We start from the raw sequence: 15,581 nt of genomic DNA on the forward strand, positions 1-15,581 counted from the left end.
CACCCAAAGGGCTAAAGCTGATGACAAAAATATATGTGGCAGGCCATCGCGGAATGGTAGGCGGAGCCATTCTACGCAAACTACAGCATCAAGACGACGCTTGCCTTATTACGAAAACCAGCTCCGAACTGGACCTGACCGATCAGACTGCCGTAAGGCACTTCATGCAGACCGAGCGGCCTGATGTCGTTATACTTGCCGCGGCCAAAGTCGGAGGAATCCACGCCAACAACGTGTTTCCCGCACAGTTCATCTATGAAAACCTGATGATAGAAAGCAATGTGATCCATCAAGCCTACGCGGCTGGAACGACAAGGTTACTACAACTCGGATCAAGCTGCATATATCCACGCGAAGCTCCGCAGCCAATGTCGGAGAATGCACTTTTGACAGGTCCACTCGAGCCCACCAATGAGCCTTATGCGATAGCCAAGATCGCGGGGATCAAGCTTTGTGAAAGCTATAACCGGCAATATGGTACTGACTACCGTTCCGTGATGCCGACGAATCTCTACGGGCCTTTTGATAATTTTCACCCTGAAAACAGCCACGTTCTTCCTGCCCTGATGCGTCGCTTTCACGAAGCGGCGCAATCCGGTGTAGACGAGGTGACGATCTGGGGCAGCGGGACGCCGCGCCGGGAGTTTCTCCATGTCGATGACATGGCCGACGCTTCGCTTTTCGTGCTGAATTTACCTCGCGCCGACTACACTAAAAATACCGAACCCATGTTGAGCCACATAAATGTTGGCACCGGCACCGACATATCCATACTAGAACTGGCCCGGATGGTGGCCGACATCACGGGGTTCACAGGCCGTATCACGACGGACCCGAGCAAGCCGGACGGCACGTTGCGCAAATTGATGGATGTATCACGGTTGGAAAATATGGGCTGGAAGGCTCGTATCTCTCTGGCTCAAGGAATTAAAGAAACCTATGAGTGGTTTCTTGAGAACCAAAGCACCATTCGCGGTTGAGCCCGTAGCACAGGAGCGGCAGATATGAGTGACACAATACACCCTCTCCTTCTTTGTGGCGGTTCTGGTACGCGTCTGTGGCCGCTGTCGCGCAAAAGCTACCCCAAGCAGTTCGCGAAACTGACCGGCGATGAAAGCCTGTTTCAGGCATCCGCAAGGCGATTGGCAGGCGACGGCTTTGCGGAGCCCATGATCGTCACGGGCTCGGATTTCCGGTTCATCGTGAAAGAGCAACTGGCGGATGTTGGCCTGACCCCCGCAGCTATCCTGATCGAGCCCGATGGGCGCAACACTGCTCCGGCGATTCTGGCCGGTGCGCTTGCTCTGGAGGAACGCGAGCCGGGGGCACTGATGCTGGTGGCACCATCCGACCACGTTATCCCCGACGACGAACGCTTCCGCGACGTCGTCCGTGCCGCTGTAGCAGCCGCAACTGACGGCAAGCTGGTAACGTTCGGCATTCGCCCCGACCGCGCCGAAACCGGCTACGGCTGGCTTGAACTCAACACCTTGCTCTCCGACGATTTCGCGCCTGAGGCTCAGCCTCTGAAAGCGTTTGTGGAAAAGCCGGATGCCGAAACAGCGCAGATTATGCTGGACGGCCAGAAACACCTCTGGAACGCGGGAATATTCCTGTTCACCACAACCACTTTGATCAAGGCATTCGAACGCCATGCGTCGGACATGCTCGAAGACGTCCGTGCTGCTGTCGCCGATGCTCAAGATGATATCGGTTTCATACGTTTAGCCGAAACTCCTTGGTCGAAACTAAGCAGTGACTCGATCGACTATGCGGTCATGGAAAAGGCAGACAATCTCAGCGTGATCCCCTATGGCGGCGTCTGGTCAGATCTCGGCGGCTGGGATGCTGTGTGGCGCGAAAGCGGACCTGACGCGGACGGCGTCGTTTGCAATGGGCCTTCGACTGCCATCGAGTGCCACAACACGCTGTTGCGTGCGGAGGACAGTAAGCAGGAACTCGTCGGCATCGGACTGAAGGACATCATCGCCGTTGCCATGCCCGATGCGGTGCTTGTCGCGCACAAGGACCGCGCGCAGGATGTGAAGAGAGCCGTAGCAGCGCTTAAAGCCAAAGAGGCAGTACAAGCCGAAACCCTGCCCCGCGACTATCGCCCTTGGGGCTGGTTCGAGAGTCTTGGCACAGGCACCCGGTTTCAGGTGAAACGCATTGTGGTGAATCCCGGTGCGGCCTTGTCCTTGCAAAGCCATGTGCACCGTGCGGAGCATTGGATTGTGGTAGAAGGCACAGCCAAAGTCACAATCGACGATGAAGTGAAACTGGTCCAAGAAAACCAATCGGTCTACATCCCGCTGGGCGCCGTTCACCGGATGGAGAACCCTGGCAAGGTGCCGATGGTTTTGATCGAAGTCCAAACCGGCAGCTATCTTGGGGAAGACGACATTATCCGCTACGAAGACATCTATTCGCGCGGCCAAGGCGCCAAGGGTTGATGACCACGTGAGCCTTGGGAATATCTTATGAACGACAAGGCCATGGAAACCCTTTGGGTCGACCGCTTTCCGGGGCTGTCTCGTTTGGAGCCCAGGACGAAACAGCTGTTGGTCCAGCGGAGCAGTATTATCACGATGCCGACGGCGTCAGTTATTTTCGGTCCGGGTAAGTCGCCGGAAAACATGCTCTTTCTGCTTGAAGGAACGGTGCGGGTTCAGCAGGTATCGGAAACCGGCCATGAGATCGTTTTGTATCGCATAAACGCCGGCGAAAGCTGCGTCCTTACAACGGCCTGCCTTCTCGCGTACGACGATTACTCCGCAGAAGGTGTAGCAGAGTCGGAAGTGCAAGCTGCCGCCGTACCGCGTATCGTTTTTGATGATCTGGTTGCGCAATCCCCTTCGTTCCGGAACTTCGTCTTTGCCGCGTTCTCCAAACGGATTACGGACCTTTTCTTGGTTATTGACGAGGTTGCATTCCAACGAATGGACGTTCGGTTGGCGCACAAACTGATCGAATTATCGGGCAGCGATGACACTATCGCCACGACGCATCAAAAGCTGTCTGTAGAACTTGGCACCGCGCGCGAGGTGATTTCGCGGCAGTTGCAAGAATTCCAGCGTCGTGGCTGGATCGAACAATCCCGAGGTGCTGTTCGGATTGTGGAGCGGTCCAAGCTGGAAAATCTGGCTGATCGGGACTGAAAGCGCGTTTTGGCTGTCCATTGTGTGACTTTGTCACTGTGTGCCTGACAGATGCCCGCTATCTTGCTCTGAAAGCAAATCTGGAGTCTCTGCTATGACAACGAATGTTGGAAATATTGACCGAGCAGTCCGCGCGCTGTTGGGAATCGTGCTTATCGCAATCCCGTTCGTGAGCGGTCTTGCGTTGTTTGAATCCACCCTCGCGAGCGCGATTTCTGTCATCGTGGGTCTCGTGATGCTTGTGGTCGCCACAACGCGTGTCTGCCCGATCTATTCAATCCTTGGCATCAAGTCTTGCAAGGCATGACTTACGAGACAATTTTCACGCCTTGGCAATCGTTGGGGGGCGGCGTCCTGATTGGTGCCGCCTCCATCTTGCTGATGGCGACTTTGGGCCGCATCATGGGTGCCACTGGAATATTGACAGGTCTGTTTTCGCCCGAGGGGTTTCCTGACTGGGCTTGGCGTGCGGCAATAATGCTTGGCATGATTTCCGGTCCACTGGCCGTTATGCTCGTTACCGGAGAAATGCCCGCGATCGACGTGCCAGTATCGACCACCATGCTTATCATCGGCGGTTTCATCGTGGGTGTCGGCGTGACCTACGGATCAGGTTGCACGTCAGGTCACGGTGTATGTGGCATGGCACGGCTGTCACCCCGATCAATTGCCGCAACAGCGACTTTCATGGTTGCAACCGCGATTACGGTCTACGTGGTTCGCCACATGCTGGGGGGCTGACAAATGCGCATCCTGACAAGCTATCTCATTGGCCTTATATTCGGTGTCGGCATCTCAATCTCGGGCATGGCCAATCCCGCCAAGGTCCTGAACTTCTTTGACTTCACGGGCTCGTGGGATCCAAGTCTTGCTTTCGTTATGGGCGGCGCGCTGTTGACCACTTTTCTCGGTTATCGCTTTGTGCTTCGCAATCCCAAGCCCTTGTTGGAAGAGAGCTTCAAACTACCCACGCGTAGCGATCTAGACGTGCCTTTGATCGCCGGGTCTGCGGTCTTCGGGATCGGGTGGGGTATTGCCGGGTTCTGTCCCGGCGGCGCATTGCCGGCTCTTGGAACGGGCCGCACAGAGGTGTTTCTATTTGTCGCTGCATTGCTGGCAGGCGTTTTCGCAGCCAAAGCCATGCAGCGTGTTGCCGCTGCAAAATCTGCATCAGCTTGAGGAGTGAAGCTATGACCTATCCTGTGAACATGGACGTCAAACCCATAGTATCGGCTCATTTTGACGAAGCCACGAACACCATCAGCTATATCGTGCGCGACCCGTCAAGCACTCATTGCGCCATCATCGATAGCGTTATGGATATCGACTACGCCGCCGGACGCATCACCTACGATCACGCCGATGCGCTGATCGAAGAAATCGAAACCCAAGGCCTGACGTTGGACTGGATCATCGAGACCCATGTACACGCAGACCACCTGAGCGCCGCGCCGTATATCCAAGACAAGCTTGGCGGTAAAATCGGCGTCGGCGAGAAGATCATGGTCGTGCAGGAAACCTTCGGCAAGATTTTCAACGAGGGCACGGAGTTCCAGCGCGACGGCTCGCAATTCGACGCGCTTTTCAAAGATGGCGACACTTACATGGTCGGCAACATGCAGGGCTTCGCGATGTATACGCCGGGCCACACCCCCGCTTGCATGGTTCACGTAATGGGTGACGCCGCTTTCGCGGGCGACACGCTCTTCATGCCCGATGGCGGCTCTGCCCGCGCGGACTTCCCTGGCGGTGATGCTGGGGCGCTGTATGACAGTATACAGAAGGTCCTGTCGCTGCCCGATGAGATGCGCTTGTTCATGTGCCACGACTACGGCCCGAATGGTCGGGCAATCGAATGGGAAACCACAGTCGCAGAGCAGAAGGCGCACAACATTCACGTTGGCGGCGGAAAAACCCGCGAGCAGTTCATTAAGTTCCGCACCGAACGCGACGCCCAACTGGATATGCCCAAGCTGATCATACCGTCGTTGCAGGTGAATATGCGGGCCGGCGAAATCCCGACCGACAAAGACGGCAAGCAAATGCTCAAGGTACCGGTAAACGGCCTTTAGTCGTCAGAATATCACCACGCGCGCATGAAGACACCCTGCGGGTTGCCGCCCGCAGGTGCGGCACAGTTATTGCCGTTCACAGTTGCCAGCCAGCAGGAGGACACGGGCACCATGGATATAAGAACTTTGACGGCAAGCGTATCGGTCAGCCCGCAGATCAATCCTGAGGACGTCCAAACCCTGAAGGATCAGGGGTTTCGCTCCATCATTTGCAACCGGCCCGACGGCGAGGGATCAGACCAACCTCTTTTTGACGAGATCGCCGAAGCAGCGAAGCGTGTGGGCCTTGAGACGAGGTATGTCCCCATAACCTCTGGCAAGGTCCATGATGACGACACAAGAACCTTTGCGGAGGCGCTGAACGCGCTGCCCGGGCCGACATTGGCCTACTGCCGCTCTGGTACACGATCAGCGACGCTCTGGTCGCTCGCGAAGGCGGACACCATGACTGTCGCGGATATTCTGGCGGCCACGAAATCGGCTGGCTACGATATGGGCGGGGTCGTCCGCCGCATCGCGAATGGAGGCGCAACCCCGACGGATCGCGCTGATGCGAGTTATGACGTAGTAATCGTCGGGGCTGGCGCTGCCGGTATTGCTGCTGCGTCCAGCCTGCTTTCACGAAAGTCCGACTTGGATATCGCGATTATCGACCCCGCCGACGTTCACTACTACCAGCCCGGCTGGACGATGGTCGGAGGAGGTATTTTCGACGCGCCCGACACCGCAAAGACGATGGGGTCCCTGATCCCGCGTGGCGTCCATTGGATCAAGGCTGCCGTTGCCGCATTCGAGCCGTCCGACGATGCGGTAATTCTCGATGGCTGCCGGGTGATAAAATACAAGCGTCTGATCGTCTGCCCCGGTCTCAAGCTGGACTGGCACGCCGTCGACGGCCTGGTCGCGACACTGGGAAAGAACGGCGTGACGTCAAACTACCGCTATGATCTCGCGCCCTACACATGGGAGTTGGTTCGGGAAATGAAGGAAGGGCGCGCCATCTTCACCCAGCCGCCGATGCCCATCAAATGCGCGGGCGCGCCTCAGAAGGCGATGTATTTGTCAGGTGACGCATGGCGACGCCGGGGTGTCTTGAAAGACATCGACATTCAATTCAACAATGCGGGCGGCGTGCTTTTCGGGGTGAAGGACTATGTGCCTGCGCTCGAAAAATATGTAGAACGATACAACGCCAATGTGAATTTTTTCCACAATTTGGTGGCCGTTGACGGCGCTGCTAAAAAAGCGTGGTTCGATGTCTCCAAACCTGACGCGCCGGTTGAGCGCGTCGAGATGGATTTCGACATGATGCATGTCTGCCCACCGCAAGTGGCACCGGATTTCATTCGGGTTTCACCATTGGCGGACGATGCTGGCTGGGTAGACGTGGATCAAGCAACACTGCGACACGAGACGTTTGAAAACATCTGGTCGATTGGTGATGTCATGAACGCGCCGAATGCTAAAACCGCTGCCGCCGCACGCATACAGGCGCCTATCGTTGCTGCGAACCTGATCGCTGATATCGACGGCAAAGCGCCGGTCGCCCAGTACAACGGCTATGGTTCCTGCCCGCTGACCGTGGAGCGGGGAAAGATCATTCTGGCAGAGTTCGGATATGGCGGTGCCATGCTCCCAAGCTTTCCTAAGTTTCTGGTAGACGGCACCAGACCATCCCGTACGGCCTGGTTCCTCAAAGAGAGAATGTTGCCCCCGATCTACTGGAAAGCGATGCTGCGGGGTCGTGAGTGGATGGCAAAGCCCGAGAAAATCTCGGTGAGCTAGGAAACCCCGATGACCCAGCACTTGAAGCGATATCTGCCCATTCTTTCATGGGGGCGCACTTACGACCGCCAAAAGTTCAATGGCGATCTGGTGGCCGCCGTCATCGTCACGATCATGCTGATACCGCAGTCTTTGGCCTACGCATTACTGGCAGGATTGCCGCCCGAAGCCGGGCTCTATGCGTCTATAGCACCCATCATCCTGTACACCATCTTTGGAACCAGCCGTGCCTTGGCCGTAGGGCCTGTGGCGGTGGTGTCCCTGATGACCGCAGCAGCCTTGGGAAACATCGCGGAACAAGGAACGATGGGCTATGCCGCCGCAGCGTTGCTGTTGGCCGGACTATCCGGGGTCATGTTGTTAGCAATGGGATTGCTTCGGTTGGGTTTCATTGCCAATTTCCTTTCGCATCCGGTGATCGCAGGTTTCATTCTGGCATCAGGTTTGATTATCGCGGCCAGCCAGCTGAAACATATTCTCGGTATTGATGCAGAGGGGCACAATCTGCTGGACTTGGCCAGTTCACTCATCGCGCACTTGCCTGAGACCAACTTGGTCACCGCGATTATCGGCGCTCTGGCCACCGCATTCCTGTTCTGGGTTCGAAAGGGGCTCAAGCCTGCATTACTACGTTTGGGCGTTAGTGAAGGCGGGGCGAATGTGATTTCCAAAGCCGGGCCCGTGCTTGTGGTCGTTCTGACCACCCTCGCTGTCTGGGCGCTTGGCCTCGCAGATCAAGGCGTGAAGATCGTGGGCGCGGTTCCTCAGAGTCTTCCGCCGCTGACACTTCCCGATTTCTCGTTGGATCTTGTCGGGCAACTGTTGTTGCCGGCCTTTCTGATCTCGATCATCGGCTTCGTTGAATCGATTTCCGTCGCCCAAACCCTGGCCGCAAAGAAACGCGAACGTATAGACCCGGACCAAGAGCTGATCGGACTCGGCGCCGCCAACGTCGCTGCGTCCGTAACAGGCGGTTTCCCGGTCACCGGTGGCTTTTCGCGGTCGGTCGTCAACTTTGACGCTGGCGCGGAGACACCCGCCGCCGGGGCCTACACCGCCATCGGTCTTGCAATAGCCGCCGTCGCATTGACACCGTTGATCTACTTTCTCCCGAAGGCGACCCTCGCGGCGACAATCATTGTCGCAGTGCTTAGCCTTGTCGATTTCAGCATATTGAAGCGCAGCTGGCAGTATTCGAAAGCAGACTTTGCCGCAGTGTTAGCGACAATATTGCTTACGTTGTTTGTCAGCGTCGAAGCCGGTGTGTCGGCTGGGGTCACACTGTCGATTCTGCTGCACCTCTATAAATCGTCACGCCCGCACATCGCCGAGGTCGGCCTCGTTCCCGGGACCGAGCATTTCAGGAATATCTTGCGCCATGAGGTGGAAACCGACCCAAGGGTTGTCACCCTGCGTGTGGACGAGAGCTTGTATTTTGCCAATGCGCGCTTTCTGGAAGACAGTATCCAGAACCGCGTCGCAGCTGATCCCGACATTCGTCACGTCATTTTGCAATGCTCAGCCATCAACGAAATTGACCTCAGCGCGCTGGAATCGCTGGAAGCCATCAACAATCGCCTTGATGAGATGAACGTGAAGCTACACCTTTCCGAGGTTAAAGGACCGGTTATGGATCGGCTTCAAAGATCCCACTTCCTCGACGAACTGACCGGGCGCGTTTTCCTGACCCAGTTTGAGGCGGCGCAAGTCGCGCGGGAAAGTTGTAACGATACGCAAGCCCGATAGGTCTTGCTAACACCCCCCACCCACCTTCATATTCATCATAACGAATGAGTGGAGGAGGACTCAATGAACATTGATCGCAGACTGCTTCTTGCAGGGCTTGGGAGCGTAGCCGTTTCCGGACTTCCGCGAAGGTCATTTGCAGCAACGTCGGTGACAATAGGCGACTACGAAATCCTGAGCGTCAGTGACGGCAATTTGGTATTGCCCGGAGCATTCTATTTCGACGGGCTTCCAGAACAGGAACTCAACAGCATCCTCACGCCTTTGGGCGTCCCGAAGGATCAAGTCGAGCCGCCATGCAACGTGACGCTACTTCGCCATGAAGATCGGGTCGTATTGTTTGATGCGGGATCGGGCGACGGTTTCATGCCATCCGCAGGCGCGTTGCTCGACAGTCTGGATGCTGTCGGCGTCGCACCGGAAGACGTCACACATCTGGTCTTGACCCACGGCCATCCCGATCATCTTTGGGGTGTGCTGGACGACTTTGACGATCCGGTTTTCACTGAGGCTGAACACATGATCGGCCAGACCGAGTGGGACTATTGGACCGATACCGATACCGTAAACACCATAGGGGAGGATCGCGCATCCTTTGCTGTTGGCGCTGCGCGCAGACTGGAAGCGATTGAGGATCGGATCAGTTTCTTTGGGGATGCCGACGAAATCCTGCCCGGCATCATGGCGCACGCATCTTTCGGACATACGCCTGGGCATATGTCATTCGAAATCCGCTCTGGCAGTGACGCATTGCTGGTGGGCGGCGACGCGATCGGAAACCATCACATCGCATTTGCGAGACCCGATTGGGCTAGCGGATCGGATCAGAATCCCGAAATGGCGGCAGAGGTCCGCACCAGACTGCTGGATAAATTGTCGAATGAGAACATCGCACTTTTGGGCTTTCATCTACCTGACGGCGGCGTCGGTCGCGTGGAGCGCAAAGACAGCGCATATCGTTTTGTATCGGAGGACATCTAATGACTATGCGTTTCGTTCTAGCTGCACTGCTATTCGCAGGCACCGCACAAGCCAGCGAAGATACTGCAGATAAATACCCTGCCTCCGTGCTCTACAATAAACCCTATGAGGTTATCCCTGGTGTGTTTTCCGCCATAGGCGCGACCGCCCCGCCCACCTATGAAAACTCCGGTCACAATAACAACCTGAGCTTCATAGTCACCGGCGACGGTGTGGTCGTCATAAATGGCGGGGCCGCCTACTCTCTTGCGAAAGCATTGCACGATGAAATTCGTGCAGTGACCGACCAGCCGGTGAAGCTGGTGTTCAACGAGAACGGTCAGGGCCACGCAGTTCTTGGCAACAACTACTGGACGGAGCAAGGAATTCCGGTCGTTGCCCATCAGGACGCAGCGGACGAAGTTGAAGAAAACGGCGCATCCATTCTCGAAGGTATGAAACGCTACAATCGTGACAAAGCCGAAGGCACCGAGGTTCAGGGACCGACAGTCACGTTCGAGGACGAGTATATCGTCGACATGGGCGATTTTCATATTGAGGCACGGTATCTTGGCCCGGCGCACAGCCCCGGCGATATCGTGATCTGGTTGCCGGATCAGAGCATGGTGATCTCCGGCGACATGGCGTTTCACGAACGCATGCTGCCGATTTTTGCGGACACCTACACCGCCGATTGGTTGGAGACCTGGGATGCCGAATTCGAACCGCTCAACGCGACCTATGTGATCCCTGGCCATGGCCATCCCACGAACATGGCGCAGGTCAGGCGTTATACGAAGGATTATCTTGAGTATCTCAGGGGAAAGGTCGGGGAGCTGATCGAAGAGGGAGGCGGCTTGGCAGAAGCATATTACGTCGACCAGTCACCCTACGCCCATCTCGACACATTCGAGGAGCTCGCTACGAAAAACGCAGGGCGTGTGTTCGAACAGATGGAGTTTGAATAGCTAGAGTCTTTATGCCACCGCCACGCGGCCGCGCGAGCTGCGACCCACCAGAAAGTGGGTCGCCATTGCTCCAACCCACATAAAGAACAGCGCAACCCATGCAGTTATCGCGAAGATTGACCCCCCTGACATGCCTGCCCCAACAGCACAGCCACCTGCCAACATGCTGCCGAAGCCCATCAGGAAAGCGCCAACAAGATAGCGCTCCATCGGGGTGTCGGGGCCAAACCGCTCGATACGCGCTTCGCGGGTGATTATCGCCATTGCCATTGCCCCGACAAAAACACCCGGAACAAGCCCGATACCAAAACTCAACGGCAGTTCGGTGCTGTTGACCAGCCCCATCAGCGTATCTGTGGATGGCCCCGTAAATGTGATCGACGAGATTGGCACAACCTCGAAAGAGGTTTGGGCAATCGCGTAGGTCAGCAGCCAGCCCAAGCCGACCGCAAAGCCCACAATCGCGGCTGCCAGAGAATGGCTTGTTTGAACAAGGGTTCGTCTTGCCATCACGAAGGCAAGCAACAAAGCGGCTGCCGCAATGACTGTGGCCACGACGGACGACATGCCAAGCTGGTCCAACAGGCTTCGCGCGTCACCGCCGGGGACGAGCCAAAGCCCGGCAAGCGTCTCTCGCGCGGGGGTCAAGACGCCGCGCAGCGATGCCTGTGCTACCAGCGTCAACACGAGGCCTGAAACCATTGCGCGAAGGTTCCCTGTCGCCGCCAAAATCAGCAACCGGCTTGCACATCCGCGCGCGAGTATCATTCCTGCGCCAAACATCAGCCCGCCGATGATTGCGCCAGACATGCTTCCGGTCGCCGCAATTTGCCGCGCTTGAGATACGTCAAGAAACCCAAGCGAGATCGAAGCCTGCACAAAAAGCACCGCTGAGCTGAATGCGATGAACCAGACGGTAATACGCGGCCCGAAGGCGCCTTCCGTCAACTCGACCGTTGCGGCACGGAGGCAAAACCGCGAATGCTGCGCGGACGCGCCGAAGATCACGCCAACCAGTGCACCGACCATCATGAGCACGCCACCGTCGCCGAAACGCTCTATCAGTGCATCAAGCATGAGCCTCACCTTTCCTCTCGCAAAGGCAAACTATATGAACGCGAATATCCGGTCTTTGACGCTCGTCAAATACTACTGCGCTGCCATCGGCATTCGGGCCAATTCGCACTGCGACCAAAGAGCTTCAAGCGCCCCGACCAAACGATCGACATCCTCTTGGCTGTGCACAGGTGACGGTGTGATCCTCAGACGCTCCGTTCCTTTCGGCACCGTCGGGTAATTGATCGGCTGGATGTAGATGCCATAGTCGCGTAGCAGCAGGTCCGAGATGAACTTGCACTTGACCGGGTCGCCTACCATGACCGGGATGATGTGGCTTGGATTCTCGGTGTGCGGGATACCAATGCCAGTCAGTCGTGCGCGCACCTCGGCCACCCGCGCTTGATGTGCTTCGCGCTCTATGGTGGACGTTTTCAGGTGACGGATAGACGCGGCGGCACCGGCGGCAACCGCAGGCGGCAACGCCGTTGTAAATATGAACCCGCTGGCAAAGCTCCGCACGAAGTCGCACAGGTCGGCAGACGCGGCAATATAACCGCCGACGACGCCGAACGCCTTACCCAACGTGCCCTCGATCACCGTGATCCGGTCCATCAGGCCCTCGCGTTCGGCAATACCGCCACCGCGCGGACCGTATAGACCTACGGCATGAACTTCGTCCAAGTAGGTCATAGCGTTGTACTTGTCGGCAAGATCGCAAATCTCCTTGATCGGCGCGATATCGCCATCCATGGAATACACGCTTTCAAACGCAATCAGTTTTGGCTGGATCAGCGGCAAACTTGCCAGTTTGGCTTCAAGGTCTTGCAGGTCATTGTGTTTCCAGATCATCCGCTCCGCCTTGGAATGGCGGATGCCCTCGATCATGGAGGCATGGTTCAGCGCGTCGGACAAGACCACGCAGTCCGGAATCTTGCCTGCCAATGTTCCTAGCGCAGCCCAGTTCGACACGTAACCAGACGTGAACAGAAGCGCGTCTTCCTTGCCGTGCAAATCAGCCAACTCGGCTTCCAACAGCACATGGTCATGTGTCGTGCCCGAAATGTTGCGAGTTCCACCAGCCCCTGCACCGCAACGGTCCAGAGCTTCGTGCATCGCATTCAGCACGGAAGGATGCTGGCCCATTCCAAGATAGTCGTTCGAACACCAGATCGTCACCGGTGCCGTGCTGCTCCCGTCATGCGCGCGTGCGTGAGGGAAATCGCCACATTGACGCTCCAGCTCCGCAAAAACGCGGTAGTTGCCGTCATCACGCAGTTGCTCGAGACTGCTCGCAAAGAAGTTTTCATAGTTCATGGCTACTGCATCGCCTCTTGTACAATCTCGTCAAGAAATGCCTGCACTTCCTGCATGGGGCCTTCGGGGAATGTGCGATACCCGATCATGACGTCGCCCTCGCGTTCGGCCACAAAGATCCCGTAGGGACAGAAAGCGATGTTCATGGGGTCGGCTTCCATCACTTTGCGTGACAACTGTGCCGAGCAGAACTGAAAAATGTCGGCTTCTTCAAACAGCTTCACGTCACTACCGACGGCGTCTGCGGTACGCTCCAGCATCGCGCCCGTATGGCTGACCCAGTCGATCACCAGCCCCCGGCCCAAAATCGCGCTCTCGACAGCAAAAGCAGCATCATCAAAGCTGCCTTCAAAGGCGTATGTGACTGAATGCTCTTGAGCAAAGGCGGGGAATGTAGCGAGGGCAAAAGCGCCCGCCAGAACAAGTTTCTTCATCGCAAGTCCTCCTGTCGCGTGCTTGATCGAAACACGTCTAAAGAGCTCGGACATTGACTTATATCATGCCCGAGCCGTTTTTTTAGCCGAACATGTCCGCAGTGATGCCCGCATACCAGCCTTCAGACTCTTCGTAGGTCGCCTTGCGGGTGGCACTGTCTTCACCAGTGGCAGAGATGAACCCGTCCACTTTTGCGATCTTCTCCTCGGTCGCCTCGTAGGTCGCGCCGACCTTCACGCCGTCATCCGTGTCGATCAAGGACCAGCAAGTGTTGGAGAACTTGGCAGGGAACACCTTGGACCCGGTCAGCGCCCCACGCACCGCATTGGCGCAAACTTTTGCCTGCGAGTTGGCCGAGAACCCAGATTTGGGCATGTCACCCTGATTTGCGGCGTCACCCAACACATAGACATCCGCATCCGCCTTGGTGCTCATGTCGGCTGCATTCACCGGAGCCCAGTTTCCTTCGGTCACACCCGCCAACTCTGCAATACGACCGGCCTTCATGGCAGGGATCACGTTGCAAGCGTCGACCTTTGTTTCCTCACCATCAATTGTCACCGTCATTGCTACGGGATCAACCGAGACATTTCCGCCGCCGAAGTCAGAGCCGATCCAGTCTACCATGCCTGCATAGTGCTTGCCCCAACCTTCTTGGAACAGGGATTGCTTGGAGAACTTGTCCTTCGGGTCAGCAATGATGATCTTGGCGCTCGGGTTGGTCTCTTTCAGAGTGTGCGCCACCATGGAAACCCGCTCATATGGCCCGGGAGGGCAACGGTAAGGGTTTGGCGGCGCCACCATAGCAAACGTCCCGCCCTCCGGCATCGCCGCGATCTGCGCCTTCAAAAGCTCGGTTTGCGAGCCACCTTTGTAAGCATGCGGCATAGCGTTCTGAGACTCGACGCTCCAGCCCTCCACAGCGCCATCGACGAAGTCGATACCGGGGCTGAGGACCAGCTTGTCGTAGGGCAACTTAGCACCACCCGCGAGTGTCACGGTTTTACCCCCGCGATCCACCTCGACGGCCCAGTCGTGGATAACGTTGATGCCATATTTGGCCGCCAAAGTGCCGTAGGTATGGCCGAGATCGTCCATCTCTTTGAACCCGCCAAGATACAGGTTTGAAAAGAAGCAGGTGAAATAGGTGCGCGACGGCTCGATCAGAGTCACGTCTATCTCGCCTTTGCTGTCCTTCGCCAAATAGCGCGCAACCGTCGCACCTCCGGCCCCGCCTCCGACGACGACGACGCTTGGCTTGTCGTGCCCTTCTGCAAGCACTGAGGGTGCGCTTAACGACGCCATTGCTGCCGCGCCTGTTCCCATGAAAATCCGTCTGTTCAGTGTCATTTATTTTCCTCCCAAGAAAATTGCCCCATTATTGGAGGTCTTTGAAAAATGCCGCGAGCGCGGCGATCTCTTCGTCGTTCAGGCGACCGGCCATCATCTGCATGACGGGATGCGGTCGCAATTTGCGCTTATAGGCGTGCATGGCGACCACAAAGTCTTCTTCCGGCCACTGAGTAATGGAAGGAATACCCTCCGCACTGCCATCAGCTTGGTGACAAGTCACACACTCGCTCGACAGATACTCACCGTAGTCCGGATCACCCTGCAGCGCCAGAATTTCAGGGTCCAGATCGTGATCGGTTCCACGGGCGGTCGGCTCCGCTTCAGGCAGGTTAGACGGGTCATCCGAAAACGCGCGGAGGTAAGCCAGCAGGTTCGCCCGGTCCTCCGGATCGTCCATGCCGCGGAAGCTCATTCGAGTCTTGGAGACAAGCGCACGCGGATTTTCGATGTAGGCGTCAAGCGTTTTGGCGGTCCAGATCAAGCCATCAACGCCAGCCCGCTGCATTGATTTGGAGTAGGCAAACCCGTCATGCGCTGCTGCCCGACGTCCGAACACCGCGTTCAGGTGCGGACCAATTCTGTCAACGGCTCCTTCGCCAATCTGATGGCAGCCCTTGCATTTGGAATAAACGATCTTGCCCTTTTCCGGATCTCCGGCCTCTGCCGCGTGCGAAGCGCTTGCCGCGAACAAGACGGCAAGCGCTATTTTGAAAAGAGACGCGACGCGCACG

The 15,581-nt window shown here is 56.8% G+C and carries 16 protein-coding genes; 11 read left to right on the top strand and 5 right to left on the bottom strand.

The annotated features are described in order from the left end of the window. Positions 1-20 precede the first annotated feature (20 nt). The 11 genes from fcl (at position 21) to THALAR_RS13285 (ending at position 10,689) form a co-directional block, all read left to right on the top strand. Positions 21-980 carry a GDP-L-fucose synthase gene (gene fcl / locus THALAR_RS13235; RefSeq protein ID WP_021102085.1) on the top strand — a complete coding sequence of 320 codons (960 nt, stop codon included), beginning with the start codon at positions 21-23 and terminating at the stop codon, positions 978-980. Between the two features lie 24 nt (positions 981-1,004). Further along, entirely contained in the window at positions 1,005-2,453 is a 1,449-nt protein-coding gene (locus THALAR_RS13240; RefSeq protein ID WP_021102086.1) for a mannose-1-phosphate guanylyltransferase/mannose-6-phosphate isomerase, read from the top strand. A gap of 27 nt (positions 2,454-2,480) precedes the next feature. After that, entirely contained in the window at positions 2,481-3,158 is a 678-nt protein-coding gene (locus THALAR_RS13245; RefSeq protein ID WP_021102087.1) for a Crp/Fnr family transcriptional regulator, read from the top strand. Between the two features lie 94 nt (positions 3,159-3,252). Then, on the top strand, positions 3,253-3,465 hold the full coding sequence (locus THALAR_RS13250; protein ID WP_021102088.1) for a YgaP family membrane protein: 213 nt from the start codon (positions 3,253-3,255) through the stop codon (positions 3,463-3,465). Beyond that, on the top strand, positions 3,462-3,899 hold the full coding sequence (locus tag THALAR_RS13255; protein WP_021102089.1) for a YeeE/YedE family protein: 438 nt from the start codon (positions 3,462-3,464) through the stop codon (positions 3,897-3,899). The genes THALAR_RS13250 and THALAR_RS13255 overlap by 4 nt, the downstream gene beginning before the upstream one ends. Before the next feature lie 3 nt (positions 3,900-3,902). After that, positions 3,903-4,337 (top strand): DUF6691 family protein, encoded by a 435-nt coding sequence (locus tag THALAR_RS13260; protein WP_021102090.1) that lies wholly within the window; start codon positions 3,903-3,905, stop codon positions 4,335-4,337. 11 nt (positions 4,338-4,348) lie between these two features. Continuing rightward, on the top strand, positions 4,349-5,230 hold the full coding sequence (locus THALAR_RS13265; protein ID WP_021102091.1) for an MBL fold metallo-hydrolase: 882 nt from the start codon (positions 4,349-4,351) through the stop codon (positions 5,228-5,230). Between the two features lie 111 nt (positions 5,231-5,341). Further along, on the top strand, positions 5,342-7,015 hold the full coding sequence (locus tag THALAR_RS13270; protein ID WP_021102093.1) for a bifunctional protein tyrosine phosphatase family protein/NAD(P)/FAD-dependent oxidoreductase: 1,674 nt from the start codon (positions 5,342-5,344) through the stop codon (positions 7,013-7,015). Between the two features lie 9 nt (positions 7,016-7,024). Then, positions 7,025-8,761 carry a SulP family inorganic anion transporter gene (locus THALAR_RS13275; protein WP_021102094.1) on the top strand — a complete coding sequence of 579 codons (1,737 nt, stop codon included), beginning with the start codon at positions 7,025-7,027 and terminating at the stop codon, positions 8,759-8,761. 63 nt (positions 8,762-8,824) lie between these two features. Next, positions 8,825-9,742, top strand: coding sequence for an MBL fold metallo-hydrolase (locus tag THALAR_RS13280; protein WP_021102095.1), 918 nt, complete (start codon positions 8,825-8,827; stop codon positions 9,740-9,742). A 5-nt stretch (positions 9,743-9,747) separates the two neighbouring features. Continuing rightward, positions 9,748-10,689, top strand: coding sequence for an MBL fold metallo-hydrolase (locus tag THALAR_RS13285; RefSeq protein ID WP_051153810.1), 942 nt, complete (start codon positions 9,748-9,750; stop codon positions 10,687-10,689). Positions 10,690-10,698: 9 nt separating this feature from the next. On the opposite strand, the gene THALAR_RS13290 is transcribed toward THALAR_RS13285, so the two are convergent. The 5 genes from THALAR_RS13290 to THALAR_RS13310 all read right to left on the bottom strand — a co-directional run bounded on the left by THALAR_RS13290 (position 10,699) and on the right by THALAR_RS13310 (position 15,580). After that, positions 10,699-11,766, bottom strand: coding sequence for a YeeE/YedE family protein (locus THALAR_RS13290; protein ID WP_021102097.1), 1,068 nt, complete (start codon positions 11,764-11,766; stop codon positions 10,699-10,701). Positions 11,767-11,838: 72 nt separating this feature from the next. Further along, positions 11,839-13,062 carry a 5-aminolevulinate synthase gene (gene hemA, locus THALAR_RS13295; protein WP_021102098.1) on the bottom strand — a complete coding sequence of 408 codons (1,224 nt, stop codon included), beginning with the start codon at positions 13,060-13,062 and terminating at the stop codon, positions 11,839-11,841. A gap of 2 nt (positions 13,063-13,064) precedes the next feature. Next, a complete protein-coding gene (locus THALAR_RS13300; RefSeq protein WP_021102099.1) occupies positions 13,065-13,496 on the bottom strand; it encodes a DUF302 domain-containing protein in 432 nt (143 codons plus the stop codon). 82 nt (positions 13,497-13,578) lie between these two features. Beyond that, positions 13,579-14,847, bottom strand: coding sequence for an NAD(P)/FAD-dependent oxidoreductase (locus THALAR_RS13305; RefSeq protein ID WP_021102100.1), 1,269 nt, complete (start codon positions 14,845-14,847; stop codon positions 13,579-13,581). A 28-nt stretch (positions 14,848-14,875) separates the two neighbouring features. Continuing rightward, positions 14,876-15,580 carry a c-type cytochrome gene (locus THALAR_RS13310; protein WP_021102101.1) on the bottom strand — a complete coding sequence of 235 codons (705 nt, stop codon included), beginning with the start codon at positions 15,578-15,580 and terminating at the stop codon, positions 14,876-14,878. Position 15,581 lies beyond the last annotated feature (1 nt).

Origin of the sequence: Litoreibacter arenae DSM 19593 (genome assembly GCF_000442275.2) — a bacterium.
Taxonomy (GTDB): domain Bacteria; phylum Pseudomonadota; class Alphaproteobacteria; order Rhodobacterales; family Rhodobacteraceae; genus Litoreibacter; species Litoreibacter arenae.